This window comes from Pseudanabaena sp. FACHB-1998 (genome assembly GCF_014696355.1).
Lineage (GTDB): Bacteria > Cyanobacteriota > Cyanobacteriia > Pseudanabaenales > Pseudanabaenaceae > Pseudanabaena.
Genome location: NZ_JACJQA010000006.1, coordinates 67,386 through 93,880, shown reverse-complemented (window position 1 = coordinate 93,880; position 26,495 = coordinate 67,386). Strand labels below are relative to the sequence as shown.

Below are 26,495 nucleotides of genomic sequence, written 5' to 3'. Positions count from 1 at the left end.
CATAAAACCCAAAAAGCTAGTTGCGGCGCTTCGCGCCGCAACTAGCTTTTTGAGTTTTGGTTTGTACTGGCTAACTCTTACTTTGCAATAAAAAGAGAGTTACGGCACTTTGCGCTGTAACTCTCTTTTTATTGGGTATTAAGGGCGCGTCTTAGGGCTGCCCCATCACCAATAATTCCTAAGTTTTGAATAACTTGATGTTTTCGGGCTTCTTCTAGTTTGTTTAGATCGTTATAGCTAACCCAAGCAATGCAGTCAACGGGGCAAGTGTCGATCGCCTCTTGTACCAAGTCCTGTTCATCGCCATCTTGGGCAATCACTCTAGCGCGTCCGTAGTCTTCTTCTAAAAAAAAGGTGCTACTGGCTGTGTGGGCGCAATGACCGCAACCGATACATACTGTCTCATCTACAAAAATTGCATTTTGCCTTAGCTCACCACCAAGTTCTGGCTCAAAGCCAGAGCGATCGCGCATTTCTGGCTCTGAGCTGGTAATAACGACAGCATGATCGGAGAAGTTATCCATTCCAACGCTGTAGGAATAGGCGTACTGAGCCGTCTTCGCGTACCTGCTGTTCAGAAAGGGAGAAACCTTGATTTTTAGATTCGCTCATGACTGTGGCGATCGCATAGCGCTGCGTGACTTTTCTTAAAAAGCTTTCAACTGTCCAAGGCTGTTGCCAAAACTGCATATCGGCAACTAGCGAATATTCGGAGCCATTCCACTGAAAGCCCACATCATAGCCATTATCTTGCTCAATTACCAGTTCCGCCTCAGTGGTTGCACCTTGATGTCCACGCATGGGAGATGCTCCTGATTTCCAGTTCACTCCTAAATCGGTGAGCGCCTTCTGAAGTGGCTCTAGGCTACGAATTTGGGTTTTTACTTGGCTAAAATGTGACATAGGGTATATCCTAACTTCTATCTAAACGGCAAATGGACGGAAATTTTGTATTTTAATCTGGTGAAACCTTGGATTTTTCTGTGTTACTACCACTGACTAAATCGGGAATCGCCCATGTCTGACACGCGATCGAGTTGCGTAGACGACTGAGATATGACTTGCTGCTGAGCAAAGTTTTCGGAGGTTAACTCTCGATGAGCCACGATGCCGAGTTGTGCTTCGATCGCTGCTGTCACTTCAGCGCAACTAGAACCGACAATACCAGTCACACGTTCTTCGACTCGTCCGTCTGGGTAGATAATAAATTCCAGAGTTTCCATGCTGGTTCTAGCTATTAAATTAATAGACAGTTTGACTCAAAGTTTATATAAACGTCAAGAAGTTAGCTCGGCAAAGTTAACAGGCTTTTCTGATGTGTTTAATAGAGCGATCGCAATGATTAGCAAGGATTTTCAGGTTTTTATAAATTAATTAAATTTATTTTAAATTTTTTGATTAGTGCTAAATATCCTCAAGACATATCTTAAGGCATAGTCTTTTCTAAGGGAAATTGTATAGCAAAACAAGAGTTAGCCAGTACAAACCAAAACCCAAAAAGCAAGTTGCGGCGCTTCGCGCCGCAACTTGCTTTTTGGGTTTTATGTCCTAAGCAAAACTTACATTGCTATAGATCGCGGATTTGGGCGATCGTATAGGAACATCGTGAAGGTAAGGGCTCGTGCAAAATCAAAATTACCAAAACCCGTAAAGTTGCGTCCCTACGGGGCGCAACTTTACGGGTTTTGATTTGTAATTAATTATGCCTAGCTACTTAGACCTTAACAGGGAATAGGCTGAGCTTTTTTAATTGCGCTTACTCCCTTCCCACTCAAGAAATAGATTTTAATTTTTAATTTTGCCGTAGACAAAATTAAAAATTAACACCCTTACTCAGGCTCAAGGGGAGCCATCGTTAATCCCGCTTGCTTAAGTTGTGCGTGATAAAGCTCCGCTTGCTCCATTGGTCCCACCCAAACGATCGCTAAGCCTTGATAATGCACTTGATTAGTTAATTCCCAAGCTAGCTCTTCATTCATATTGGGGATATATTTCATCAAGCAATCTGAGACATGCTCAAAGGTATTAAAATCATCGTCTAACACAATGACCTTATACTTTGGATAAGGCTTGCGTACTACCTCTCTCACGGTATCTTTAACTTTTTCGGGAGTTTGAACAGCAGCAAAAATAGCCATAATTTCAACAAAAGCATTACTGCTTGATTATCTCAAACTTAGCTGTAGTTGGATATGGTGATAAATCTTAAAATTATGGATTTTTTAATAACCCCAATTGGGGTTGACTTTGCCTGTGGTATAGATTCCGTCGCTTGTCTTACTCCCATCCCATCCAAGGATCGGTGGTGCGGCGCGAAGCGCCGTACCTCTCTTTTGGTGTAATCCCCTTGGTGGCAACTATATTGCTATGTATAACTGTTGCCATTCTTGAAACTAGAAGACGAATTGCGGCGCTTCGCGCCGCAATTCGTCTTCTGGGGTTTTGATTTAGTGACCACAGCTATATAAGCGATCGCTTTAGAACATATGGCTATTAAAATTCTGCATCTTTCTGATATTCATCTTGGCAGTACCACTCACGGCAAGGTAAATCCCCAAACAGGGTTGAACACTCGCCTAGAGGACTTTGTGGCAGCTTTGACCCTTTGCATCGATCGCGCCGTGAATGAGCCAGCCGATTTAGTGCTTTTTGGGGGGGATGCCTTTCCTGATGCTACGCCGCCGCCTTTAGTGCAGCAAGCTTTTGCAAAGCAATTTCGCCGCCTTGCGGATGCGGGGATTCCGACCGTGTTATTAGTGGGCAATCACGATCAGCATTCACAGGGTATCGGTGGCGCGAGCTTAGCCATTTATCGCAGTCTCGCCGTGCCAAATTTCACCGTCGGCGATACGATCGCCACCCATCGCATCACCACTCAGGCGGGAGCTATTCAAATTATTACTTTGCCTTGGATTACGCGATCGACTTTGCTCACAAAATCCGAAACGGAAGGATTCTCAATGAGTGAAGTGAGTCAATTCTTGATCGATCGCTTACAGGTGGTTCTCGAAGGTGAAATTCGCCAACTCGATCCGCAGTTACCCACGATTTTATTGGCACATGTGATGGTGGATACGGCAACCTATGGCGCAGAACGATTTTTGGCGGCAGGCAAAGGGTTTACGATTCCTCTATCTATGCTGACCCGTGAGGCTTTTGACTATGTGGCGCTTGGTCATGTGCATCGCCATCAGGTTTTGGCTACTCAGCCCTTTGTGGTTTATCCCGGAAGCATTGAGCGGGTAGACTTTGGCGAAGAGAATGAAGCTAAGGGCTATTGCTGGTTAGAAGTAGAAAAAGGAAATGTCAAGTTTGAATTTTGTGCAATTCCTACCCGTGCTTTTCGGACGATTGAAGTGGATGTTACTCAATCGGAAGATCCGCAGGGAAAGTTACTTAAGTCGATTCAGAAAGGAAAAATTGAACAGGCGATCGCCCGATTAATCTACAAAATTAAGGCTGAACAGTTGGCTTTAATTGACGATCGCCTGTTGCATGAGGCGATGGAACGCGCTCATAATTACGCCCTCATTCCTGAAGTGGTCAGCCAAAATCTTCGCACTCGTTTACCAGAACTCAGTACTGCCGAAGCCCTCGATCCGATGACGGCGCTCAAAACCTATCTAAGTACTCGCGAAGATTTAAAAAATCTGGAGCCTGAGATGTTAAATGCGGCTCAAGAATTACTGAGCGAAATTGGTTTGGGAATGGATGGGCTAGATCCTGCATTAACCCCAGATTCAACTCAGGCGAGTCAATTGGTAATAAGTTTCGAGTAATTGTGCTTGCAAAGTGGTTAATGATACTTGCCGCAGCGATGCAACTCGCTCATAAATTTGCTTAACGCTCAGATCATGGCGATCATCAGTTTCTAAGAGAAATTTGCCATCAGGGATAGTGGCGATCGCCTGATGTAACGGAGAGCGATCGCTTAAAATTGCTGCACCAAAGGAGAAATAGAAATCATGGCGCAGTAATTGCTGCAAGACTTCGCTCTTTTTGTTAAATCCATGAATAATCCAAGGAACTGAAGGTTTAGTTTTTTTCTTTAGTTCAATTAATTCCGCAAAGGCTCTGACACAATGAATTACGAGAGGTTTTTGTAATACCTCAGCAAGTTCTATCTGTTTCTGAAAAATGGTGATTTGCACTTCCAATGACAAAGGAATCAGCCGATCTAATCCACATTCACCGATCGCGATTACCTGTGGCGATCGCCCTAAAAGCTCTAAATTCGCCCAAGATTCTGCCCAAGATTTTTCCTCCACAAACCAAGGATGCAGACCCAAACTACAAAAAGTTGGTAACTCTTCAGAGCTTAATTCAGGGGTAACATGCAGGGTTTGCAAATTGAGCAGTTCAGGATCTTGGCGATCGCTATGGGTATGAAAATCAATAAACATAAAATTTAGAAGGTATAGCAAAGCCACACCCATAATTAAAAGTATAAGGTGCGGCAAAGCCGCACCTTATACGTAGGGAGGCATGATCAAATATAAAACTCAAATAAGCTGATTCGCCCGCTTCGCGGGCGAATCAGCTTATTTGGGTTCTTGGGGTTATTAAGCCGCACCTTGTATTTTTAATTAATAATCAGATTAACCAAAGTCCTGACGGCAAAACCAGTGCCGCCAGCATTGTTATAGCCAGACTCGCGCTCTGTCCACACAGGACCCGCCACATCAAGGTGCGCCCAAGCAGTTGTTTTTTCCACAAATTGCTTCAGGAATAATGCACCCGTAATTGCGCCGCCTGCACGGGAACCAGTATTTTTAAAATCGGCAACTACCGACTTCAATTGATCGAAATAGGGATCTTCGAGGGGCATCCGCCAGAACTTTTCACCAGCGTCCTTCGCAGCTTTAGCGATCGCCTCAGCCCAAGCCTCATCAATCGACCACATTCCCGCAATATCTTCGCCGAGAGCCACCACACAAGCCCCAGTCAAGGTTGCCAAATCAACGATCGCATCGACACCAAGTTTATCCGCATAGACAAGGGCATCAGCTAGGGTCAAGCGACCTTCGGCATCGGTATTATTTACCTCAATGGTTTTGCCATTGGAAGCGGTGAGAATATCTCCCGGACGCATGGCGCGACCACTAACCATATTTTCGCAAGTTGCTACGATGAAATGCACTTCGATATCGGTGGGCTGAAGCTGGGCGATCGCCTTCGCTGCACCGAGAGCGGCGGCAGAACCACCCATATCGGTTTTCATGAGTTCGATGCTGCTGCCAACCCCTGTTTTAAGGTTTAAGCCACCCGAATCAAAGGTTAAACCCTTGCCAACGATCGCCAGTTTGCGCTTCGGTGTGCCATTGCTATAGGTGAGATGAATAAACTTAGGCGGAATGTCTGAAGCCTTGGCTACGCCCAGAAATGCGCCCATGCCCAGCGCTTCACAATCAGCCTGTTCGAGAATTTTGGCGGTGAAATAGTTCGATTCTGAGGCGATCGCCACTGCGGTTTCGGCAAGCGTAATCGGTGTAACAATATTGGCAGGAGCGGAGACCAATTCTCGCGCCAAGATCACCCCATCCACAATTTGTTGCGCCTTAGCGATCGCAGGATCTCCCACTTCAGCATTAGTTTCTAAGATTTCCACCTTTTCGAAAATTAAAGGTTGAGCATTTTTAGACTTAAAGCGCTTATCTTGGTGCGTGGCTAATAAAACACCTTCCGCGATCGCTTGCGTGGTTGTGCTGACATCTTGGTTATAGCTCGGAAAAGATAGGGCTAAGGTTTTCGCCTTCTCCTTATTCGCCCATTTTGCGGCTGTTGCGGCTGCCTTGCGCCAAGCATCGACCGTGGTTTTAGCAGGATCACCCAAGCCAATCACCATGACTTTACGGATCGCATAATCTACCCCGACGCGACCACTGACCGACGATCCCACTTCTCCCGTAAATTCTGATTCTGTAATTAAATCCGTTAAAGTACAGCCCAAAACCTTGACATCTAAGTTCCCTAGCGCCTCAGATAGCTTAAATTTTTTGGGTGCGGTACTTTCGGATGATTCATTGTCCTTAGGACTAGCAAAAACGGCGATCGCTAAGGCATCTCCCTGCCAAACTTGAGCCGTATTTACTGATGTAAGAATATTCATTTTGTATAGAGTCTATAGATTGTGTCGCATTATTAAATCTATATTAACGTGAGTTCTTAGCCGCCTTTCTGTGGCGACTTAAGCAGGACAATGTCTCACTCTTTTAGATTTTATGTATTAAACTAAAATGTCTGTCGCTATACTACAATCTGAAAGCTACTTAGGTTACCCACACTTGCCATATGTCTACCCGATTGGATGATGATTGTGATGTGTGTGCTATCAGAAGATGCTGAAAGTAAGTTATGTTGGCGGCAGTTTAGATACGAGGAGTAACGGACTAGATTATGCGAATTTCTTCCAGTTGGTTGACGCTTGGTGCGAGTGTATCGCTTCTGATTCCAGCTTGGACAGCCAATGCTCAAGAGTTTACAATACCTCTACGCCCTGTTACCAAGGTCGTCCTAGAGCCTGACACCCAAATAACCTCATCCACTAATATATTTGAATTTAAAGTTGCAGCGAAGCCAGAGGTATTAACCCCAGAGGCTTTAACAATTCCTGTAACCTTAGACAATCAAGAAACTAAGCGATCGCAGCCTGTACTCATTAGCTCGACAGAACCCGCGAGAGTCTTACCCAGCGCTTCTGTATCCGCCCCCGGAAAGCTCGATCCCTCGCAGACCTTAGTTGTACCTACCACACCGAGCCAAGTTAAGTTAGAGAACACCAAAGCAGTCACGCTTCAGGAACTGCTGGACTTAGTCGAAAGAACTAACTCGGATTGGATTCAAGCCCGTATTGCAATTGATCGCGCCCGTGCGGCTCTAGCCGAAGCCGAGGCAGGGCGATCGCCAACTGTTACAGGTTCCTTGCAATATAGCTACAACGATTCCGCCCAATCAAGGTTGAGCAATATTAATAGGAGTACAAATAGCACAGGTAATATATCCAGTAACACCATCAGCAATCCGCTTTCGGGTACTGTAGGTGTTTCCTATAACCTCTTTGACTCTGGCGTTAATGATTACACAATTCGCGTAGCCGAAAATAACTTACGCATTGCTGAATCAGATCTAAATCGGGCTAGGCAAGCTCTACGCTTAGGAATTGTTACTGGCTACTACAACTTACAAAATGCCGATGAAACCATTCGCATTCGACGGAAAGCCGTGGAAAATGCGGAAAAGAGTCTGAAGGACACCCAAGCAAGGGAAAGGGCAGGGGTTGGGACGAAATTTGACGTTTTGCAGTCAGAAGTCCAACTAGCTAATGCAAAACAAGATTTATTTAATGCTGAAGCCGCGCAATTGGTCGCCCGACGCGAATTGTCCCGCCAGCTTAACTATCCGCCCACCGTGGAAATTACGGCTGCTGATAAAATCGAACCTGTATCCGAATGGAAATTGCCTTTAGAGGAAACCATCGTTCTTGCTGTCAGGAATCGCGCCGAATTAGATACTCGTAAGCTGGAGCGGGAAGTAGCCCGCGATCGCGCTAATACTTCCCTTGCCCGATTGGGTCCCCAAGTTAGTGTCTTTGCTAACGTGAATACTGCGTCTGAATTTACGAGTGGCGGGGGCATCGGCACGGGCTATCAGTTGGGCGCAAGACTGGAATGGAATCTGTACGATGGGGGCAGAGCTTCGGCTCAGGTGGATCAGTTTAAAGCCGATCAAGCCTTAGCCGAAAGTCGCTTTGAGCAAGCGGCTCGCCAAGCTCGCTATGATGTCGAAGAGTCCTTTATCAATCAGCGATCGCGTCGTCAGCAAATTGAAACCGCCACCAAAGCCGTGCAGCAAGCTGAAGAGGCTCTACGTTTGGCTAGATTGCGTCTTGACGCTGGAGTTGGCACACAGCTTGAAGTGATTAATGCTGAGTCGGATTTCACTCGCGCCGATGTTAACCGAGTCCAAGCGATCATTGGCTATAACCAGTCTCGCGCTAATCTGGAACGTGCCGTTAGCGGGCTTTAAAAAGTAAAAAAGCCTTGCTTTGCAAGGCTTTTTTATTTTTATGATTGTTCCGAAGTACTACTAGGGCTAGTAGTGTGTGATGCTTTGGGCAAGGCTTTGAGACGATATCTCACTAATTGATGCACCGTCTTATAAGTTGATACGATTCCCAATTGCTTTTCTAACCATTGACAAATTTCGTGGTAGCTTTTAAATTCCTCTCCCGTTTGCAAGCGTTGGCTTAAAGCATCCTGAGCCCATTGCGGAATACTATGCTTGCGACCGACGCGCGGCTTGTGGTTAAGCAATTCGATAATTCCACCATCGCGGTACAACTTTAGCCACTCTTGTACTGTAACTCGATGCTTGCCTAGCATTTTTGCCGCATCTTGTACCGTTTTTGTCTGTTCACTCTTGAGCAAATACAGCAGTTGTACCCGATCCTTATCGGATGGATTTTTTTGCTTTTTCATGATCTGCTTGAGTTCTTCAACACTTTCGGTGATGTTTAGTTTGTAAACTCCAGCCATTTTTTTATACTAACCTATCACCAAAGTTATACCATCTGTAGACTTAATAACTACCGCTAAAACCCAAAGAGAGATGCAGCGCGAAGCGCTGCATCTCTCTTTGGGGAAAATTTATATCTATAGCCAATTACCGACAAGAATGAAGGAAGACCAGTAGAAGGGATGACTGAGGTTGATAGAAGAACCCACTTCTAAAGGCAAAGAAATATTAGGAAACCCTTCAATACCTACTATTTGATTACCTTGAAGCTTGACTGTACCATTCAGCAAACTTTTTTGAGCTTTCTGTATGGCTTGAGCTTTATTTAAGGCTTCAGGAAAAGCTTTATAAAAACTAATCATCAATGGAGCAGTTCCAGCATCCGAAACCTGCCAGAGAGATGCTAAAACGCTCCGCGCTCCCGAATCCACCGCCAATCCAGCAATTCCTAAATTATTGCCTACGGCAGTCTCACAAGCACTCAAGGTCAACAGATCAATTACAGGATTATTAAAGTTCAATTTAGGAATTTCGGATAGACGTAAACGACTATCCCAGAACTGAATGAAAGAATCCTTACTCGTTTTGCTGACAAATTGAGCATGGGTTCCCAAATGGACAATGTTATATTGTCCTCGCTGGCGCTGGCTTTGCAGATTATTAACGGTAAATTCTTTATTTAAGAATATGCTGCCCTTGGAGAGATCAGAAGAAATAGTTTTAATTTCAGTATCCACAGAGGGCAACGCACTAAATCCTTGCACAGCTTCGGTTAAACCCATAGCCAAAACCTTTGTGGTTTTGCGATCGCGCTCTTCGAGACGAATAGCACGGAAAGAAGGAATATGCGCGATCGCATAGCGTTCGAGCAAAAACTGTTTGCCATCATAGAAAGCCGCAGAGGGCATTACCCGCAAGCCCCCATCCATCACAAATACTAAGGTCTGAGTTTTCATCGCCGTTAATTGACTATCGATGGGGCGAATGATCAAGTCATAGAGATCTTGTGATTGTTCTAGATAGTCATTGGAATTAGGATTTTGTAAATTACTACGGTACTCTGTAATTAATGCTTCCACAGTAGCTTTATTTGCTGCTGTAGAAGAACGACGGAAGGGAACCCCAATTCCTTTAGGAGGAATCACCAAAATATCAATGCGATCGCGGAGCAAAATTGGATAAATAAGTGTGGCGATATCACCAGTGCGATCGGCAAGTCGCCCAAGTTCATCCTGAGTTTGGTCGAGGGTTAACTCAGTGGAGTTAATTTTATTGCCTAAAAAGGCTTGTAGCTCGGAAACATAGGCACTCTCAATTGAAACAAATGCTTTGTCGAGATTACCTGCACTTAACTCTTTATCAGCATTTCCTTTGTTTATGTCGCTAGTGTCTATTACACCACCATTGCTATTATTCTGTTCACCATTATTGCTGCTATTATTACCATCACATACAACACAAGTCTTAGGTAGGGGTTCAAAGGGAGTAGTTCCTGAAGAACCTCCTGACCGAGTTCCGGGGAAGATGGAGATACCTCCCTCAATAAAGGTTTGCCCTAAAGCAACGGGAATACTTGTATTTAAGGCAATGGTGGAAATTCCTGTGGTTAAAATACCGACGGAACCGTTAGGGTTAGGATTGCCGACAATAAAGGGATTTAACCCTCCAGTTTGCAGAGAGATAGTGCCACCCGTACCGCCACTGGTGCAGATACTGGAGCCGTTACAGGAAGCTACAAGACTGCTGAGAATAGAATCTGTTATTCTCAGATTGCCACCTGTACTTACAAGCTTCACGTTGCCGCCTTGGATGAGGCTAGAGGCATCAATGGAACTTACGACCACATCACGCAAAGGGTCGAGAGTCACATTTCCTGCTTTGTCAGTTCCACTAGAGTTAATGATCCCTGCATTAATTGCTGTAGATGCCTTGAAGAATATCTCTCCACCAACTTTTCCTGAAGTGGTAATATTGCCTGTGGCTATGCTTCCAGTTTGACTAGTCAGTGATACTGCTCCCCCCTGAATAGTATTACCCCTAGAGTCAATATTTGCGATAGTTACATTTTGATTTGCTTGCAAGGTGACGTTGGCTGCTTGTCCCGTGAGGTTTGCGGTCGTGATGTTTCCCTGCACATTAATTGAACCCGCATTACTAGTTAGAGAGACTGATTTAGTATTGATGGGCGTTCCTGTGCTAGTGCTGATCGCCCCTGTGGAGATATTGCCGTTAGCAATTATGTTAATCACGTTAGAGGTTGTGAGTGTGCTTGTCGGGGCGATCGCTAGACTAGCGAGAGGAGTTGTGTTGCCGATCGCGGCATTGGCAAAAATAGGAGTGTTAGTATTCAAGATGAGGTCAAAGGCTCCATTAACAGGAGCATCAAATAGCAAAAAGCCTGATTTTAACTGAACAGCATTGGTGAGATTGACAGAATTTAAGTAATTTTGAAAAGATGAGGTAGTGATGTTGGCATTTAGCTCAGTAGTTCCACCACCACCGCTTGTCAAGGTTACGGCATTGACTGAACTATTAAATCTGGTAGTTCCTGAACTATTAGTCGCGAGAACTCCTAATATCCCAATTGCATCACCGAAGGTTATGTTACCATTTCCAGAATTGATATTTAAGCTTCGATCTCCATCAATCTTATTGTTAAAAGTAATCGCGCTATTAGTAGAGTTTAACTGAATTGGAATGACACTTGTAAAGATCAGACTGACAGCATCATTGTAGGTTTGTGTGCCTGAAGTGGTAATGTTGGCATTTAATTCAGTAGTTCCACCTACATCAGTAGACAAGCTTGCGGCATTGACAGGACTAGTAAATCTAGTAATTCCTGAACTGTTGAGAATGATATTACCCAACGGAGTGGTGTTTCCAATTGCTCCATTAAAGGTTATATTTCCAGTTCCAGAATTTACGGTTAAGTCTTGATTTCCATCAATTGTGTTATTGAAAGCGATCGCGCTATTAGTGGTTGTGAACTGTGCTGGAACCACCAAAGTGATTGTATCGTTGTAGGTCTGAGTACCTGAAGTCGTAACATTGCCCTTTAGTTCGATCTTGCCAACTGTTAAACTGGCGGCATTAATGCTGCTATTAAATATGGCTGTACTTGTGGCATCAATAGTGATGTTTCCTAAAGCACTTGTCGCACCGACAGCAACATTAAATGTAATATTTGATGTCCCAGTGCTTATGTTTAAGTCTTGATTTCCATCAATTGTGTTATTGAAGGAGATCGCACTGTTAGTCGTATTTAGCTGAACCGCATTGGGGCTTGTAAGAGTTACGACATCATTGTAAGTTTGTGTGCCTAAAGTGGTGATATTCGCGCTTAGTTCGGTAGTCCCCACAGCATCGGTGGTCAAGCTTGCTGCATTTACTGGGCTGTTAAATCTAGTAATTCCTGAGCTATTAGCAATGATGTTTCCTAAGGGCGTAAGGTTACCAATTGCTCCATTAAAGGTTATATTTCCAGTTCCAGAATTTACATTTAGATTTTGGTTTCCATTAATTCCATTAATTCCATTAATTGTGTTATTGAAGGCGATCGCGCTATTAGTCGTATTTAACTGAATTGGATTGAAGAGATTGACAGCATCATTAAAAGTTTGCGTGCCTGAAGTCGTGACAACCGCGCCTAATTCAGTAGTTCCAACTGCATCAGTAGTCAAGCTTGCGGCATTGATTGCAATGTTAAAGATAGTTCTTCCTGAACTATTGAGAATGATATTGCCTAACGGAGTGGTGCTTCCAATAGAATTATTAATGAATATATCGCCAGTTCCAGCATTTACAGTTAAATTTTGATTACCATCTATCGTATTGCTAAAGGCGATCGTGCCATTATTGGAATTTAACTGTAATGGAGATGTTAGGTTGACGGGAGTCGTTAGAGTGATTGGATTACTGGTTGTCGTGCTGCCAATTGCGATATTCGTAAAGCCATTAGTACCAGTACTAGCCGCAAGAGCATCAAAGAATGATTTATCTGCAAATACCTTCGTGGTGACACCTGAAGTATTAGTTACACCGCTATTAATCTCTAATGAAGTATTATTGCTAAAGGGCTGTAAGCTTAAAGTCCCTGATCCCTTGAAAGCAATGTTAGGGAACACACTTCTATCACTAGTAAACGTCAAATTGCCTGAGCCACTATCAATAGTTAATGTGCCAATCGGATTTGGAATATTGATACCCAATTGGTTAGGATTAGCCGTGTTGCCCCTGATATTGATATTGCCACTGATGGTTTGAATTTTTATTAAATTACCAGCACCAACAGAAGGATTAGAAGGTTCAAATGAGATGAATTCAATTCCACTAGACCCTAAAGTATTGGTAACATTGCCTATGAGATTAATATTTCCACTACCTGAGGTAATCTCAATAGAACTATCGCCAACTATACTTAAACCAACTCTGTCATTAGTAATATTACTACCAGTACCATTGAGTGTGATTGTGCCAGAGGTAGTAGAGATTTTAGCGCTATTATTCACCTGTATCCCAACAGATTGACCATTGCCAATTACATTAATATCGCCTGCACCAGACGAAAGATTTCCTCTGAGTTGAATAGAACTATTGGTAGTCCTAATATCAATCGCCCCATCATTAGTAGTGATTGGAGCATTAGTAGTGATTGGAGCATCAATACCAATGCCCCCAATGCCACCGCTATTTTGTAAATTGACCGCCCCGCCATTTGTTGTAATAGCATTGCCAATTGAGATATTGCCTAAACCTGTTGGAGCGGAACCAGTATTTGCTGTAAAATTAACATTGCCTCTATTAGTAGTAATGGAAGAGGTTACAAAAACACTATTACCAGCTTGAGCCGTAACGCCAATACGCGAAGTCGCAATATTAATTGGAGCGCCAAAAATTATATCCCTTGTGGCTTGCAGAACTACGTCAGAAGTTGCTGCATTAATTGTGCCATTATTAATGTTGCTTGTTCCAGGAGTAGGTGGATCGGCAAATTGATCGTTAGCGGCTAATTGAGCAGGAGCATCAATACCTGCGACGATATTAATATTTTGAGGATCGAGAAGTAGGGTTCCTGTTGTGCCATTGATAGCGCGGGTGTCCGTCTGACCCTGATAAATGAGATTATCTTTTCCCGATACTTCCACAAAGCCGCCATTGCCTGATATGTCGCCACCCCTTGCCGCGATCGCCCCATAAAACTGAGTCGAACGATCCGCCCAAATAATTACTTTCCCGCCATCACCAGTTAATAATCCATTCGCGAATATTTGCGAACTACGATCCACATAAGTCTGTAAAGCATTAGGCGCAATTCCCTTACCCTGAAAATCGCCACCGATCAAAACCGTCCCCCCACCAGTATTGCCAGAAGCATTAATCAAGGAATTAACCAATCCGACTTGATTCCCAAATATGCCAACATTTCCACCTTTCGCAAGATTAGAAGATACGTCGATCTTGCCAGAGGCGATCGCCATGCCATCCTTCACCACAATATCTGCGGCGCTAGGACTAGCAACCAAGGCAATACTTCCATCGGGCTTAACCACAACTTGATTAGCTTGGGCGGCTTGCCCTGTTAATAATTCCGCTAGTTTTGGCAAAGAGGAAATCGTGCCATTCCAATTAGTTGGGATAGCATTCTTAAGAACGCTTAGACTTAATACCAGATCAGGCGATCGCAATTCCACTTGACTATTTCCTGATACAGCCGTCAAGCTCACGTTGCCACTGGGTGCAGATAAATTACCCGAATTAATCACAGTGCCTGCGGTGATGGTAATATCCTTGCCCGCTGCAACACTCAGATTGCCTTGATTGATGATTGCCGCAGGTCGGCTAACTGCTAATTGAATACTTTTAGGATCACCACTGGGAAAATTGAGAGAGTTCTGATCTACGATAAATTTCTGGTTTTGATCAAAGCCTAATCCAGTACCTGTGCTGACATTAAAAGAGCCGCCGATATCTAACTTAGCGTTGGGGCTAAATATGACTCCATTGGGATTGAGCAAAAACAGATTGGCATTGGGAAAGGCTTGGCGGCTTTCAATTGTGCCGAGAATTGCTGATGGATTTTCCCCTGTGACGCGATTGATGATGTTATTAATTTTGTTGCCTTCAACCGTAGCCCCCCCTGTATTGAAAACGACTCCACTAGCCGGTACATTAAATTCTTGAAAGCTATTGTATAAATTGCCACCGTTGACTGTTCCTGCGCCTGTGGGAGAAATTACGCTTCCTCTTACTTCTGTTGCCGTGGAACCATCAACTGCGAGCTGAGCATAAGCATCTAGGGGGATAGTCAAAAAATTGACAGCAACAGCAAAAACACCCAAGCAATTTGCCTTTAGTAAGACGCTAAAATTTGAAGAGTTGTTTGGATTGTTACAGACTAAAGACATATTGGATGACTGTGAAATAATATGTTCGGATTAGTATAGCGATAACCAGTCTTGGTAGGAAACCATAAGAGTATGGATGACAGTGCGAAGTACTGCCACCAGCTTCTTGATTTTACGATTTGTCCTAATGCTGATGACTATTGCTAAAAATATCTAATGCTAACAATCATAGTAATCTAAATTAATCATAATTGTCTTACAAAAAACTTAGTTATTAAAGTTTGGCACTGGACAGTTAAGTAGTTCCGCACACTAGTCTTTGGATGGGAAGGGAGTAGCACTGAAAAGTACTATTAACTTATCCCTTTTTCTCGCATTTTAGTTTATGATAATCGCTTGAAATGGCTTGCTAATTTTGGATATATCTATGTCAGAGGATAAATCGATTTCTCAATATTTGTCGGATTATCGTACAGCCCTTGAGGACTTGAAATCTAGTAATAAAGAACTATTGCCCGATCTTGCCATTGATGCATTAATGAAGCGTGATTCTCTACAGAGCGTACTTTCTGAGCCTTCTAAGTTAACAATTAATGAATTAAAAGAGATAGAAAGTTTAGATAAGGAACTAGAAAAGCAAAAAAACACCATTCTGCAAGCTTCTAATTATGGAACATTACGATCGCTGATTAATCCACCTGAGTCAAATTGGTGGTGGTATTTTTCTTCAAGGTGGGATAACTGGGACTGGCTATGGAATGGTTTGACGATCGCGGCTTTGACAATTTCACTGAGCCTAGTTGTCGATACATCTTCAAGGATATTAAGTGGGGGGGCTAATTCGGAGAATACTTTGTATGTGATAGGACAGAGTGTTTTGACATTAATGGCGGGTGGTGGTGCGCTGACCCAAGTGGGACATAAATCCTATGAAAGAATTCTCATTCAGTTGCATATACCTAAGGAGTTTTGGCAGGAAACTAGCTGTGGTTTGTCTTGGCTGTTAATGATTTCTTTGTTGGGAATTAATTCTGCATTACCATCTTGGGCATATCGGGTCAATCAGAGTGGATTGGATAATTTTGACCAGAAGCGGATAGAAAGTGCCAAAGCAGATTTTGAGAGGGCGATCGCTATGCGTCCTAACTATGGAGAAGCTTATTACAATCTCGGTTGGTTGTACGAAGAAATAAATGATTTGGACAAGGCGAAGGCTCAGTATGAAGTAGCTGTACAGAGCGATCCCCAAAGGTTTGATCGTCCGATTACCTATGTAAAAGCTCTGAATAATTTAGGGCGTTTATATCTGATAAAAAAAGAATACGCAACGTCTATACATTTTTTAAGTCAAGGTATTGAAAGTTCTAATAAATTTAACTTACAAAGCAGTGCTGAAGGGAGAGATGATTATTACAGCCTGTTGAAGAATCTTGGTTGGGCAAGATTTATGCAAGAGCGTTACGATGAGGCCGAAGATAAACTGCGATTAGCAATTAAAGTAAACCCCGATCGCAGTGCGGCTTTTTGCTTGTTGGCTCAGGTTTTAGAGGCAAAATCCTCAAAAGATAAGACTCAGCTAATAGGGCATTGGACAAAATGTGCCAGTAACTTAACTCCTAGCGATCTTGCCAAGCCTGAAGATGATAATTGGCAAGGATTAGCGAATAAGCGTTTGAGTGAGATGTTTTCTGGTGATAATATTAATCGAAACAAAGGTAAGGAGAAATAGCCATGCAAGGAAGAATTAAGATTTGGCAAGGGATATTATTTTGTAGCGTGAGTACGCTTACAGCAATCAGTTTTCCTGAAATTACATTTGCCAATGCGCGCATTACTTCCTTGACTCCTAATGCGATCGTGGTTCGGGATGGAGCAAGCCAGCGAGCAAGGTTTGGGATGGTGATTAAACAGGGGGATTTAATCAAGCCTGAAATTGGTTCTGTATTAGAAATTATGTGTACCGATGGTCAAGTGCGAACAGTGGGGTCGGGTACTTTTTCAGGATTACCTCAAATCTGTCCACAATCTGTCAGGATAGCTAGCGTTACTAGAGGCGATCGCGATCCTTCTAATACACGCAGTGAGGATGACTTTTTGAAGTATCTCGGTTTGCGTTTTTATACGGTGAATTTACTTGATGCCAAGCAAGTAATTCGCTGGCAGCCTAGGAGTGGAACGACAGGATATCAGGTACAGGTGGGAACACGCCAAAAGCCAAATTTGCTCGATCGCCAAGTGAATTGTCCTAAGGTTAGCTATGTCGGTGATCAGCCTTTAGAAGCGGATACTATTTATAATCTTCTGGTTAAGTCTGTGGGAGTTAATAACTCTGAATTTCGATTACGGTTTAAGGTTTTGTCCGAGAAGAGTAGGAAAGAGGTAAGTAATAGTATTGCGGTGATTGAAAAAAATCAAGGGTTGCCCGAGATTGCGAAGGCGATCGCCTTGGCGGATATTTACAATGACTATGGATTGGCGGAACAGGCGATCGCAGTGTTAGAAAAGGCAAGTCAGTCGGGGCAGTCGGTGGCGATCGTGGAACAAATGTTGGGTAATTCCTATTTGCAGATTGGGTTGCGGGAAATAGCGGAGTTACATTATCGTAGGGCGTTAGATTTGGCGAAGTCGGCACAAAATCCAGAGGTTGTAGCGGAGGCGGAGATTGGTTTGGCGAAGGTATTTGTGGTGAATGGAAACAAGGAGGAGGCAAAGAAATATTTAGAGCTTGCTCTGGCTAATTATACAAGTTTAAAAGATAACGCTAAGATTCAGCAGGTGGGTGAGTGGATTAGCAAGGTTTTGGATTCGTAAGTATTTTAAAGTTACCGCGTCTGAAGAACTTACACATCAAGGTGCTTTTTGGGGAGATTTGTCCGCTAATCAAGTAGTTTGCGCTCAAACCCAAACCAATAAAAGTTTTGAAAGCGTTGCTTTGCAACGCTTTCAAAACTTTTATTATGGTTCGTTTGTTCGGCAATGTTGAGCGATCCATCTCTACTTGGGAATCTATAGCCAATTACCCACAAGAATGAATGAAGACCAATAAAAGGGATGACTAAGGTTGATAGAAGAACCCAATTCTAAAGGCAAAGGAATAGTCGGAAAGCCTTCAATACCTACTATTTGATTACTTTGAATCTTGACTGTACCATTCAGCAAACTTATTTGAGCTTTTTGTATAGCCTGAGCTTTATTGACTGCTTCAGGAAAAGCTTTATAAAAACTAATCATCAAGGGAGCCGTCCCAGCATCAGAAACTTCCCATAGGGAAGCCAACACACTTTTTGCCCCAGATTCTACAGCTAAGCCGCTAATGCCTAAGTTATTTCCCACTGCGGTTTGACAAGCACTCAAAGTCAACATATCAATTACGGGATTATCGAATCGCAAATTAGGAATTTGACTTAACTTAAGACGACTATCCCAAAACTGAATAAAGGAATCTTGATTAGTTTCGCTGACAAATTTAGCATGAGTTCCTAAATGCAATATATTATAGATGCCTTGTGTTCTCTGGTTTTGTAGGTTACTGACAGTAAAGTCTTTATTTAAAAATGAAGTTCCACTCAATACATTAGAAGCAATGGTTTTGATTTCAATATCGACCGAAGGTAAAGCACCAAATTCCTCTCTAGATTCCGTTAATCCCATGGCTAATACGCGAATTGCTTTGCGATCGCGTTCTTCAATACGAGCAGCACGCATGGTCGGTAGATTAGCAAGTGCGTAGCGTTCGATCAGAAATTGTTTGCCGTCATGCAAAGCCGCAGGTGGTGAAACTCGCAAGCCACTATCCATCACAAATACCAAGGTCTTAATTTTCATCGCCGTCAATTGACTATCGATGGGGCGAATGATCAGGTCATAGAGCTTTTGCGATTGTTCTAAATAGTCATTGGAGCCAACATCTCGCAAATTATTACGATAATCTGTAATCAATGCTTCTACAGTCGCTTGATTTGCGGTTGTAGAAAAACGACGGAATGGTTTCCCAGTTCCCTTGGGAGGAATGACTAAGATTTCAATCCGATTGTCTAGCAAAATGGGATAAATAAGCGAAGCCACATCGCCAGTCCGCTCGGCAACTATTTGAAGTTCGTCCTGAGCTTTTTCAAGGGTTAATCCCGTGAAATCAAGTTTATTGCCTGAATAGGCTTGTAGCTCTGAGTTATAAGCATTCTCGATTGCCTCAAAAGCTTTTTCCAGATTACCTTCTGATAAGTAGCGATCGACCTCTTTTTTGTATATATCGCTAGCGCCGATGGGAGTTTCGTCTTTGGGATCATTATTAATGATTGGCGGAGAAGTAGGTGGGGGATCAAAGGTCGTTGTGGTAATCGCTGGCAGAGTCCCGGGGGCGATAGAAATCCCTCCCTCGATAAATATTTTGCCAAATACCGCAGGAATACTCGTATTTAAGTCAATGGTGGAAAGTCCTGTAGTTAAAATACGAAAGGAACCATTCAGACGAGGATCGCCAACAATAAAGGGATTTAATCCTCCAGTTTGGAGGGAGATACTACCACCTGTGCCGCCACTAGTACAGATGCTGGAGCCAGTGCAAGAAGCTATAAGACTGCTCAAAATAGAATTCGTTATCCTCAGATTACCGCCTGTACTTACTAGCGTCACGTTACCGCCTTGGAGAAAACTAGAGGCATCAATGGACTGGACAACCACATCACCCGAAGGATCAAGAGTAACATCTCCTGCTTTGTCAGTTCCACTAGAGTTAATTACGCCTGCATTAATTGCAGTGGATGCATTAAAGAATATCTCCCCACCGACTTTCCCTGAAGAATTAATATTGCCTGTGGATATTACGCCAGTTTGACTAGTCAGAAATACTGACCCTCCCTGATTACTCTTACTGCTAGAGTCAATATCGGCTGTAGTCAAGTTACCATTTGCGTTTAGGGCAATGTTTCCTCCTTGTCCAGTGAGATTTGCGGTGGTAATGCTTTTAAAAATGGTAATTGCGCCTACATTACTAGTTAGGGATATCGGTTTACCTGCATTGCCGATCGCCCCTGTAAAAATATTGCCGTTGGTAATGATGTTAATTCCGTTACTGGAAGTGAGGGTGCTGGTTGGGGCGATCGCCAGACTTGCTAAGGGAGTCGTGTTGCCGATCGCTCCACTGGCAAAAATGAAATTGCCATTAGTATTTAAGACAAGGTCAAATGCACCGTTTAGGGGCGCATTGAAGGCGATCGCATTATTAGCTGTAGTTAACTGAATTGCATTGGTGAGATTTACGGCATCATTATAGATTTGAGCGCCTGAAGTGGTAACGTTGGCATTTAGTTCGGTGGTTCCAACCGCATCAGTTGTCAGACTTGCAGCATTTACTGTGCCATTAAATCTGGTAATTCCCGAACTATTGGCGGTGATGCTTCCCAAAGCTGATATCGCTCCCACCGAGCTATTGAAAATAATGTTTCCACTGCTAGCGTTAAGGCTAAGTGCTTGACTTCCATTAACCGTATCTCTAAATGTAATATTGCTACTGTTTATGGTTACATCCTTAGTTAAGGTTACGGGATTTCTAAAATCTAAAGAGCCATTGACAAAAATATCTTTGCTAAGTGTAGTGTCGCTATTAGTAAAGCTGATTCCTGTGATTGCATTTGTGCTACTGCCAATCGCCCCTAAAACAATACTGCCATTCCCTGCATTAAGAAAGAGAGTTTGATTGCCCGTAATATTGGCATTGGCTAGATTGATATTGCCACTACCTGCTAAGCCAGCAGTGGAGATAGTCACGTCTGATAGTAAAAGTAAATCACCACTAAATTCAAAATTGCTTCCCTTACCGTTAGCTGCTGACACATCGATACCCCTAGCTGCGGATACATTAATACCACCGCCGAGCGCTAAGTTATTAGTATTCAGTGTGACCAATCCCGCCTTAGAGTTGGGATTGGCGGATGTCGTGAAGGCAAACAGAAAAGGTGTATTGATAGTTCCATTAGGGGCGGCGATCGCGATGTTCCCACCATTGCCAGTGTTAGACGATGTGTCGATATTACCTGTAGTTACAGTAGCAACACCTGTGGTTTGAAGTGTAATGTTACCTCCATTTCCATTTGTAGCAGATGCTGTCAAATTTTGGGTTGTGATACTATCTCTAGCATTGAGTAAGATATTTCCAGAATTTCCATTAATAGAACTAACGCTAGATATGGCAAAAGCACTAATAGAACCACCTGTAGTGATAAAGGATATATTCGCTCCATTACCACTGCCAAGCAATACATTTGCATCAACTATATTAGCTGTGATATTGCCTACCGCTTGATATAAGATTTCTCCAGAATCCCCTCCATTAAAGCCTCTGCTTTCAATCGTGACCAGACTAGTATCAATGGAACCACCTGTAGATATTAATGATATCTTGCCACTGTTACCGGGATTCGCAATAGAACTAATCCTTCTAGTTGCCGTAATATTACCCGTAGCTTGCAAGAAAATACTACTTCCATTAGTGATTGTCTCTCCTGTAGTGATATTACCATTAGCCTGATAACTAATTTCACCTGAAGTTCCTTGGTCAGTAGTTGTAATAACTGTTCTTGTTAAACTAGTGTCAATATTCCCTGCTGAAGTAACAAAAGAAATTTTACCTCCATTTCCACTAAGTACATTTTTTCGTATGTCACCCGTTGTAGTAATGTTGCTATTAGCTTGCAGTGAGATATTCCCGCCATTACCTACTCCATTACTAGATTCAATAAGTCCCGTTGTAATACTATCTGCGGCTTGCAAGATGATATCAACACTATCTAACCCACCCGTAGATATTCCGCCAAAACTAGTATTGATTGAGCCGCTTGAAATTAGAGAAAGTTTGCCTCCATTAGCTTTTGGTGTATTGGAAACTATAACGCCAGTTGTAATATTGCCTGCGGCTTGAAATAGGGTATCTCCTGCATTTCCAGTATTGCCGTAATTGTAAATAAAAGAATTACGGGTATCAATAGAACCAGCAGTAGATATCAGGGATATTTTTCCACCATTACCAGTTCCTTCATTATAAGTAGAGATGCCACTATTCCCAGTGGCAATATTACCTGAAGCTTGATAGAAAATATCACCAGAATTTCCCGCAATAAAACTAACACTAGACACGGCAAAAGTACTAATAGAACCACCTGTGGTAATAAAAGATACCTTTGCCCCATTGCCACTGCCAAGCTGTACATTTGCGTCAACTATATTTGCGTTGATATCACCAGTGGCTTGATATAAAATTTCGCCTGAGTTTCCGCCATTAAAGCTTTTGCTCTCAACAGTCACAAGACTAGTATCAATAGAACCATTTGTTGATATCACTGATATCTTTCCACTATTTCCGAGATTGGCAATTGAAGATATATTGCCTTTGGCTGTAATATTTCCTGTCGCTTGTAAGAGAATATCTCCAGCTAAAGTAGCACTATTAGTAAGAACTCTTCCAACTGTAATATTTCCTGCTATTGTTCCTGTTGTAATTAGAGATACGTTTCTTCCATTATTGGTAATATTGCCTGTGTTAATATCACCTATAGTGTTAATTTCTATAGAACCTGTACTAGTTATTGTAGAGCTAGCATTGGTTGTCAAACTTCCTAAGGGTGTAACTCCTCCAACAATGCCATTAAAAAAAATGGATCTAGTTCCAGCGTTGAGAGAAAGTGCTTGATTACCATTAACGGTGTTATTAAAAGCGATCACGCTGTTAGTCGTGGTTAATGCAGCATTCCCTAATAAAATAACTGGACTGTTAAAGTTCAGAGCGTTAGTGGTGAAGATATCGTTGTTTAAAGTTGTATTTCCAGAAGTAACTATCAAAACTGTAAGGGGAACTAAACTAGTACCAACTGCCCCTAAAGCAACATTACCAGTTCCAGCATTAAGCGTAAGCGATTGACTACCTGTGATATTTGCATTGGCTAGATCGATATTGCCGCTAGTGCCTGTATTCGATGATGTAAGAAATGTCAAATTTGAAGTTAGCGGTAGATTGCCCTTTAAAGTAATATCTTTCGCAGTTCCTGCGATCGCAGATGAGCTAAGGGTGGGAATAAAGTTGCTACTAAATATTAAATTGAGAGCATCAAGAGAAATAGATCCAGCAGTGGACAATGGACTTGCAGAGAAAGTGCGTGCAGAAATAATATCTGAAGCAAAGATATTTCCATTCGTTGCATTGATTATGATATCACCTGCATTTCCATTGTCTGAATCTGATGAAATTGCAGCAGTTGAGATATTTCCAGAAGTAATCAAAGATATCAAACCTCCATTACCATTTCTTGCAAACGAAGAGATATTGATGGTGGAGATATCGCCTGAGGCAGTCAAAGATATCTGACCTCCATTACCGTTATTTGCAATCGAAGAAATACCACTAGATGTGATATTTCCTGTGGCTTGATAGGTAATATTTCCAGCATTTCCAGTAGTTCCACTATTCCCAACGCTTGCAGATACAAAACCTAAGGATGTATCTATCGAACCACCTGTGGTGATTAAAGATATATTTCCTGCATTACCGTTAAATAGAACAGATGAGGATAATGTACCAGTTTTGATGTCGCCTTGTGCGCGTAATAAGATAGATCCACTAGTTCCATTACCTAATACTGTAGTGACTATCTGTCCTAAACTAGTATCAATCGCGCCTAAGTTACTGGTAATCGCGATCGCATTTCCTGCTGCCGTAATATTTCTAGTCGTAACATTCTGATTAGCTAAGAGAGTAATGGAACCTCCAGTATTTGTTAAATTAAAACCTGAAGTATTGATCGTGCCAAGACCAGCAGGTGATTGTATCGTGGTTGATTGATTGAAAGTTGTGTTTCCTGCCAAGGTAATTGCGCCAGTGCCAAGGGGATTGCCAATTGTCAAAGAACCAAGCGTAACGCCTGATAAAGCAGAAAGATCGGTTGTAGTGATATCGAGAGTAGTATTTCCTGTGTCATTGGCTCCTGATATCGCGATCGCTTGACCAATGCTAAAAGGAGAAAGAACTAAATTCCCCGTGCCAGTTCCATTTCCTAATAAATTAATTTCATCGCCAGTTAACGAGATGTTACCGTTAATTGTAAGGTTGCGAAGTCTAATTCCATTTCCTTGTACTCCTGTTGCGGTTAGATTTCTATTAATAATCGTATTGCCAGAAGTAGAAGTAGATATAATAGTATTAGCAAAAACTGGATTGTTAAAAGTTGTCGCACCATTTGAAGCAATACTCAAATCGCCAAAAGATGTTGTACTATTCCCAACGGCTCCTAAAGTCACATTACCAGAGCCAGCATTAATCGTGAGCGATTGATTGCCTGTGATATTTGCATTGGATAGGTCAATATTCCCACTAATCCCACCACTGGTGGATAACGTCTTATTTGTCGTTAGATCTAGATTCCCCGTGAGGGTAAGATCTCCTGCTCTTCCAGACACAGCCGAAAGGTCGATATTACCGTCGATCGCTAAATTCAGACCATTAATGGAGATATTGCCAGCATTTCCGTTGCCATTGGCACTAGAAATAAAGAATCCTGTCGAGATGTTTCCTGAGTTACTGACTAGCGTGATATTTTCACCATTTCCAGAATTGCCACTAGAAGCATTAGAAGAACTTTGGAGATTGCCAGTGCTAATATCTCCTCTGGAAGTAACAGCGATCGCACCACCATTGCCAGCATCACCAACTACTATGAGATTAACTCGTGCTGTTAAATCGCCAGTTGTAATATTGCCATTGGGAGCAGAGAGAGTAATATTTCCAGCATTTCGATTAGGGTCAGATGTAATGTCCGAGCGAATGATACCCGATGTGATATTTCCAGTAGCCGCAGTAATTGTAATATCCCGAACAGATATGGTTGGTGCGACTCCATTGAAGTCTCTCCCTGCATTAAAAATAAGATTTGTACTGCCCGGAATAGCGATCGCGGCATTAAGATTGATATCATTATCTGCCTGTAACGTAAGAGTGTTGGTGCTAAATAAAGTAAGCGGAGAGTTGATAGTGATATTCCCTAATCCACCCAATCCCGAAGCAGTAGAAACAGTTACATTGCTTAAACCTAATTGAGCCTGTAGAGTGGCAATATTAAGATTGGAGGGAGTTGTGACAGCATCTGAGAAAACACCTCCTAAAGTGAGTGTCGGGGTATTTACAGATGTACTAATCGTAATATCAGTGGGATCTAAAAGTAATGTTCCTATTTTTCCATTCGCTGCCCTGACATCTACATTGCCATCAAAAACTAAATTCTGTTTACCCGATACTTCCACAAAGCCGCCATTGCCTGATATATCGCCACCCCTTGCCGTGATCGCCCCATAAAACTGAGTCGCACGATCCGCCCAAATAATTACCTTACCGCCATCACCAGTTAACAATCCATTCGCGAATATTTGTGAACTGCTATTCACATAGGTCTGTAAAGCATTAGGTACAACACCCTTACCCTGAAAATCGCCACCGATCAAAACCGTACCACCAGTATTACCAGAAGCATTAATCAAGGAATTGACCAATCCAACTTGATTCCCAAATATGCCAACATTTCCACCCTTAGCAATATTAGAAGATACATCGATCTTGCCAGAGGCGATCGCCATGCCATCCTTCACCACAAGGTCTGAGGCGCTAGGACTAGCAACCAACGCAATACTCCCATCGGGCTTAACCACAACTTGATTAGCTTGGGCAACTTGCCCCGTTAGTAACTCCGCCAGCTTTGGCAAAGAGGAAATCGTGCCATTCCAATTAGTGGGTATGGCATTCTTTAGAACGCTCAAACCTAAAACGGTATCAGGCGATCGCAGATCCACTAAAGAACCTCCCGCTACCGCAGTCAAAGCCACATTGCCACTAGGCGCAGTCAATACACCAGTGTTGACGATGGAACCCGCCGTAAAGGAAATACTTTTACCAGCATCAACTGACAAGTTCCCTTGATTGATAATGGCGGCGGGTTGGGCGATCGCAAATTGAATGTTTTGGACATCGCCACTGGGAAAATTTAAGGAGTTTTTGTCTACGCTAAATTGCTGATTGTTGTCAAATCCTAGCCCCGTTCCCGTAGTGACATGAAAAGAACCACCAATGTCCAATCTTGCATTGGTTCCAAAAACTACACCGTTAGGATTTAGTAAAAAGAGATTGGCATTAGGAAATGCGGAACGACTTTGAATTGTGCCAAGAATACTAGAGGGAGTCTCACCAGTAACCCGATTAATAATATTGTTAACTTTTGTACCATCAACCGATGAAGTACCTGTATTAAAAATTACGCCCGAACTCGGCACGTTAAATTTATCGAAGCTGTTATACAGGTTGCCGCCATTGGCAGTTCCTGTCCCTGTGGGCGAGATGATATTTCCTTTAACTTCCGTAGCAGTAGTGCCATCTACCTGAATTTGCGCTTTTGCTGCCGAGGGGAATAAAGCGATCGCGGTAAGCGTGATTATAGATAAAGCACCAAATCTCTGAGCCTTCAACCAAGCGCTAGATATTAGCGAATTTCTACTACTTTTTAAAGGAATCATAATACTAAGTGGCTTCTAAGTCCCATAGTTTTGATTATTGTGAATATACCATAAGTTTATTCAAAAACAAAAAGCAATATAGATATAAAAAAC

Annotated in this window: 13 protein-coding genes; 4 read left to right on the top strand and 9 right to left on the bottom strand. The window is 42.7% G+C overall.

The features are described 5' to 3' along the window. Positions 1 to 128: 128 nt before the first annotated feature. The 4 genes from H6F42_RS02925 to clpS form a co-directional block, all read right to left on the bottom strand. Complete coding sequence (locus H6F42_RS02925) at positions 129 to 524, bottom strand: ferredoxin (RefSeq protein WP_190397864.1); 396 nt, start codon at positions 522 to 524, stop codon at positions 129 to 131. After that, the gene (locus H6F42_RS02920; RefSeq protein ID WP_190397863.1) at positions 517 to 903 is read right to left on the bottom strand and encodes a DUF1257 domain-containing protein; all 387 of its coding nucleotides are present in this window, start codon (positions 901 to 903) and stop codon (positions 517 to 519) included. Before H6F42_RS02920 ends, H6F42_RS02925 begins: the two co-directional genes overlap by 8 nt. A gap of 86 nt (positions 904 to 989) precedes the next feature. Continuing rightward, a complete protein-coding gene (locus H6F42_RS02915) occupies positions 990 to 1,223 on the bottom strand; it encodes a DUF2997 domain-containing protein (RefSeq protein WP_190397862.1) in 234 nt (77 codons plus the stop codon). 606 nt (positions 1,224 to 1,829) lie between these two features. Next, entirely contained in the window at positions 1,830 to 2,138 is a 309-nt protein-coding gene (gene clpS / locus H6F42_RS02910; RefSeq protein ID WP_190397861.1) for an ATP-dependent Clp protease adapter ClpS, read from the bottom strand. 348 nt (positions 2,139 to 2,486) lie between these two features. On the opposite strand from clpS, the gene sbcD reads away from it, so the two are divergent. Continuing rightward, the gene (sbcD, locus tag H6F42_RS02905; RefSeq protein WP_190397860.1) at positions 2,487 to 3,779 is read left to right on the top strand and encodes an exonuclease subunit SbcD; all 1,293 of its coding nucleotides are present in this window, start codon (positions 2,487 to 2,489) and stop codon (positions 3,777 to 3,779) included. On the opposite strand, the gene H6F42_RS02900 is transcribed toward sbcD, so the two are convergent. Further along, positions 3,741 to 4,403: a TatD family hydrolase gene (locus tag H6F42_RS02900; RefSeq protein WP_190397859.1), complete on the bottom strand. Its 663-nt coding sequence runs from the start codon at positions 4,401 to 4,403 to the stop codon at positions 3,741 to 3,743. The genes sbcD and H6F42_RS02900 overlap by 39 nt on opposite strands. 179 nt (positions 4,404 to 4,582) lie before the next feature. Then, on the bottom strand, positions 4,583 to 6,109 hold the full coding sequence (locus tag H6F42_RS02895; protein ID WP_190397858.1) for a leucyl aminopeptidase: 1,527 nt from the start codon (positions 6,107 to 6,109) through the stop codon (positions 4,583 to 4,585). A 287-nt stretch (positions 6,110 to 6,396) separates the two neighbouring features. Here H6F42_RS02895 and H6F42_RS02890 point away from each other — a divergent pair, with 287 nt between their 5' ends. Continuing rightward, the gene (locus H6F42_RS02890) at positions 6,397 to 8,025 is read left to right on the top strand and encodes a TolC family protein (protein ID WP_190397857.1); all 1,629 of its coding nucleotides are present in this window, start codon (positions 6,397 to 6,399) and stop codon (positions 8,023 to 8,025) included. 38 nt (positions 8,026 to 8,063) lie between these two features. Here the strand turns inward: H6F42_RS02890 and H6F42_RS02885 are convergent, their stop codons facing one another. Next, positions 8,064 to 8,534, bottom strand: coding sequence for a helix-turn-helix domain-containing protein (locus H6F42_RS02885; RefSeq protein WP_190397856.1), 471 nt, complete (start codon positions 8,532 to 8,534; stop codon positions 8,064 to 8,066). Positions 8,535 to 8,651: 117 nt separating this feature from the next. Beyond that, on the bottom strand, positions 8,652 to 14,822 hold the full coding sequence (locus H6F42_RS02880; RefSeq protein WP_190397855.1) for a CHAT domain-containing protein: 6,171 nt from the start codon (positions 14,820 to 14,822) through the stop codon (positions 8,652 to 8,654). A 463-nt stretch (positions 14,823 to 15,285) separates the two neighbouring features. Here H6F42_RS02880 and H6F42_RS02875 point away from each other — a divergent pair, with 463 nt between their 5' ends. Further along, positions 15,286 to 16,587, top strand: coding sequence for a tetratricopeptide repeat protein (locus H6F42_RS02875; RefSeq protein WP_190397854.1), 1,302 nt, complete (start codon positions 15,286 to 15,288; stop codon positions 16,585 to 16,587). Positions 16,588 to 16,589: 2 nt separating this feature from the next. After that, positions 16,590 to 17,669: a tetratricopeptide repeat protein gene (locus H6F42_RS02870; protein ID WP_190397853.1), complete on the top strand. Its 1,080-nt coding sequence runs from the start codon at positions 16,590 to 16,592 to the stop codon at positions 17,667 to 17,669. A gap of 195 nt (positions 17,670 to 17,864) precedes the next feature. On the opposite strand, the gene H6F42_RS02865 is transcribed toward H6F42_RS02870, so the two are convergent. Continuing rightward, entirely contained in the window at positions 17,865 to 26,402 is an 8,538-nt protein-coding gene (locus H6F42_RS02865) for a CHAT domain-containing protein (protein WP_190397852.1), read from the bottom strand. Positions 26,403 to 26,495 lie beyond the last annotated feature (93 nt).

What these genes read in the sequence shown, in the direction of transcription:
- H6F42_RS02925 (WP_190397864.1), bottom strand. Translation starts at nt 524, where the DNA reads ATGGATAACTTCTCCGATCATGCTGTCGTTATTACCAGCTCAGAGCCA.
- H6F42_RS02920 (WP_190397863.1), bottom strand. Translation starts at nt 903, where the DNA reads ATGTCACATTTTAGCCAAGTAAAAACCCAAATTCGTAGCCTAGAGCCA.
- H6F42_RS02915 (WP_190397862.1), bottom strand. Translation starts at nt 1,223, where the DNA reads ATGGAAACTCTGGAATTTATTATCTACCCAGACGGACGAGTCGAAGAA.
- clpS (WP_190397861.1), bottom strand. Translation starts at nt 2,138, where the DNA reads ATGGCTATTTTTGCTGCTGTTCAAACTCCCGAAAAAGTTAAAGATACC.
- sbcD (WP_190397860.1), top strand. Translation starts at nt 2,487, where the DNA reads ATGGCTATTAAAATTCTGCATCTTTCTGATATTCATCTTGGCAGTACC.
- H6F42_RS02900 (WP_190397859.1), bottom strand. Translation starts at nt 4,403, where the DNA reads ATGTTTATTGATTTTCATACCCATAGCGATCGCCAAGATCCTGAACTG.
- H6F42_RS02895 (WP_190397858.1), bottom strand. Translation starts at nt 6,109, where the DNA reads ATGAATATTCTTACATCAGTAAATACGGCTCAAGTTTGGCAGGGAGAT.
- H6F42_RS02890 (WP_190397857.1), top strand. Translation starts at nt 6,397, where the DNA reads ATGCGAATTTCTTCCAGTTGGTTGACGCTTGGTGCGAGTGTATCGCTT.
- H6F42_RS02885 (WP_190397856.1), bottom strand. Translation starts at nt 8,534, where the DNA reads ATGGCTGGAGTTTACAAACTAAACATCACCGAAAGTGTTGAAGAACTC.
- H6F42_RS02875 (WP_190397854.1), top strand. Translation starts at nt 15,286, where the DNA reads ATGTCAGAGGATAAATCGATTTCTCAATATTTGTCGGATTATCGTACA.
- H6F42_RS02870 (WP_190397853.1), top strand. Translation starts at nt 16,590, where the DNA reads ATGCAAGGAAGAATTAAGATTTGGCAAGGGATATTATTTTGTAGCGTG.
- H6F42_RS02865 (WP_190397852.1), bottom strand. Translation starts at nt 26,402, where the DNA reads ATGATTCCTTTAAAAAGTAGTAGAAATTCGCTAATATCTAGCGCTTGG.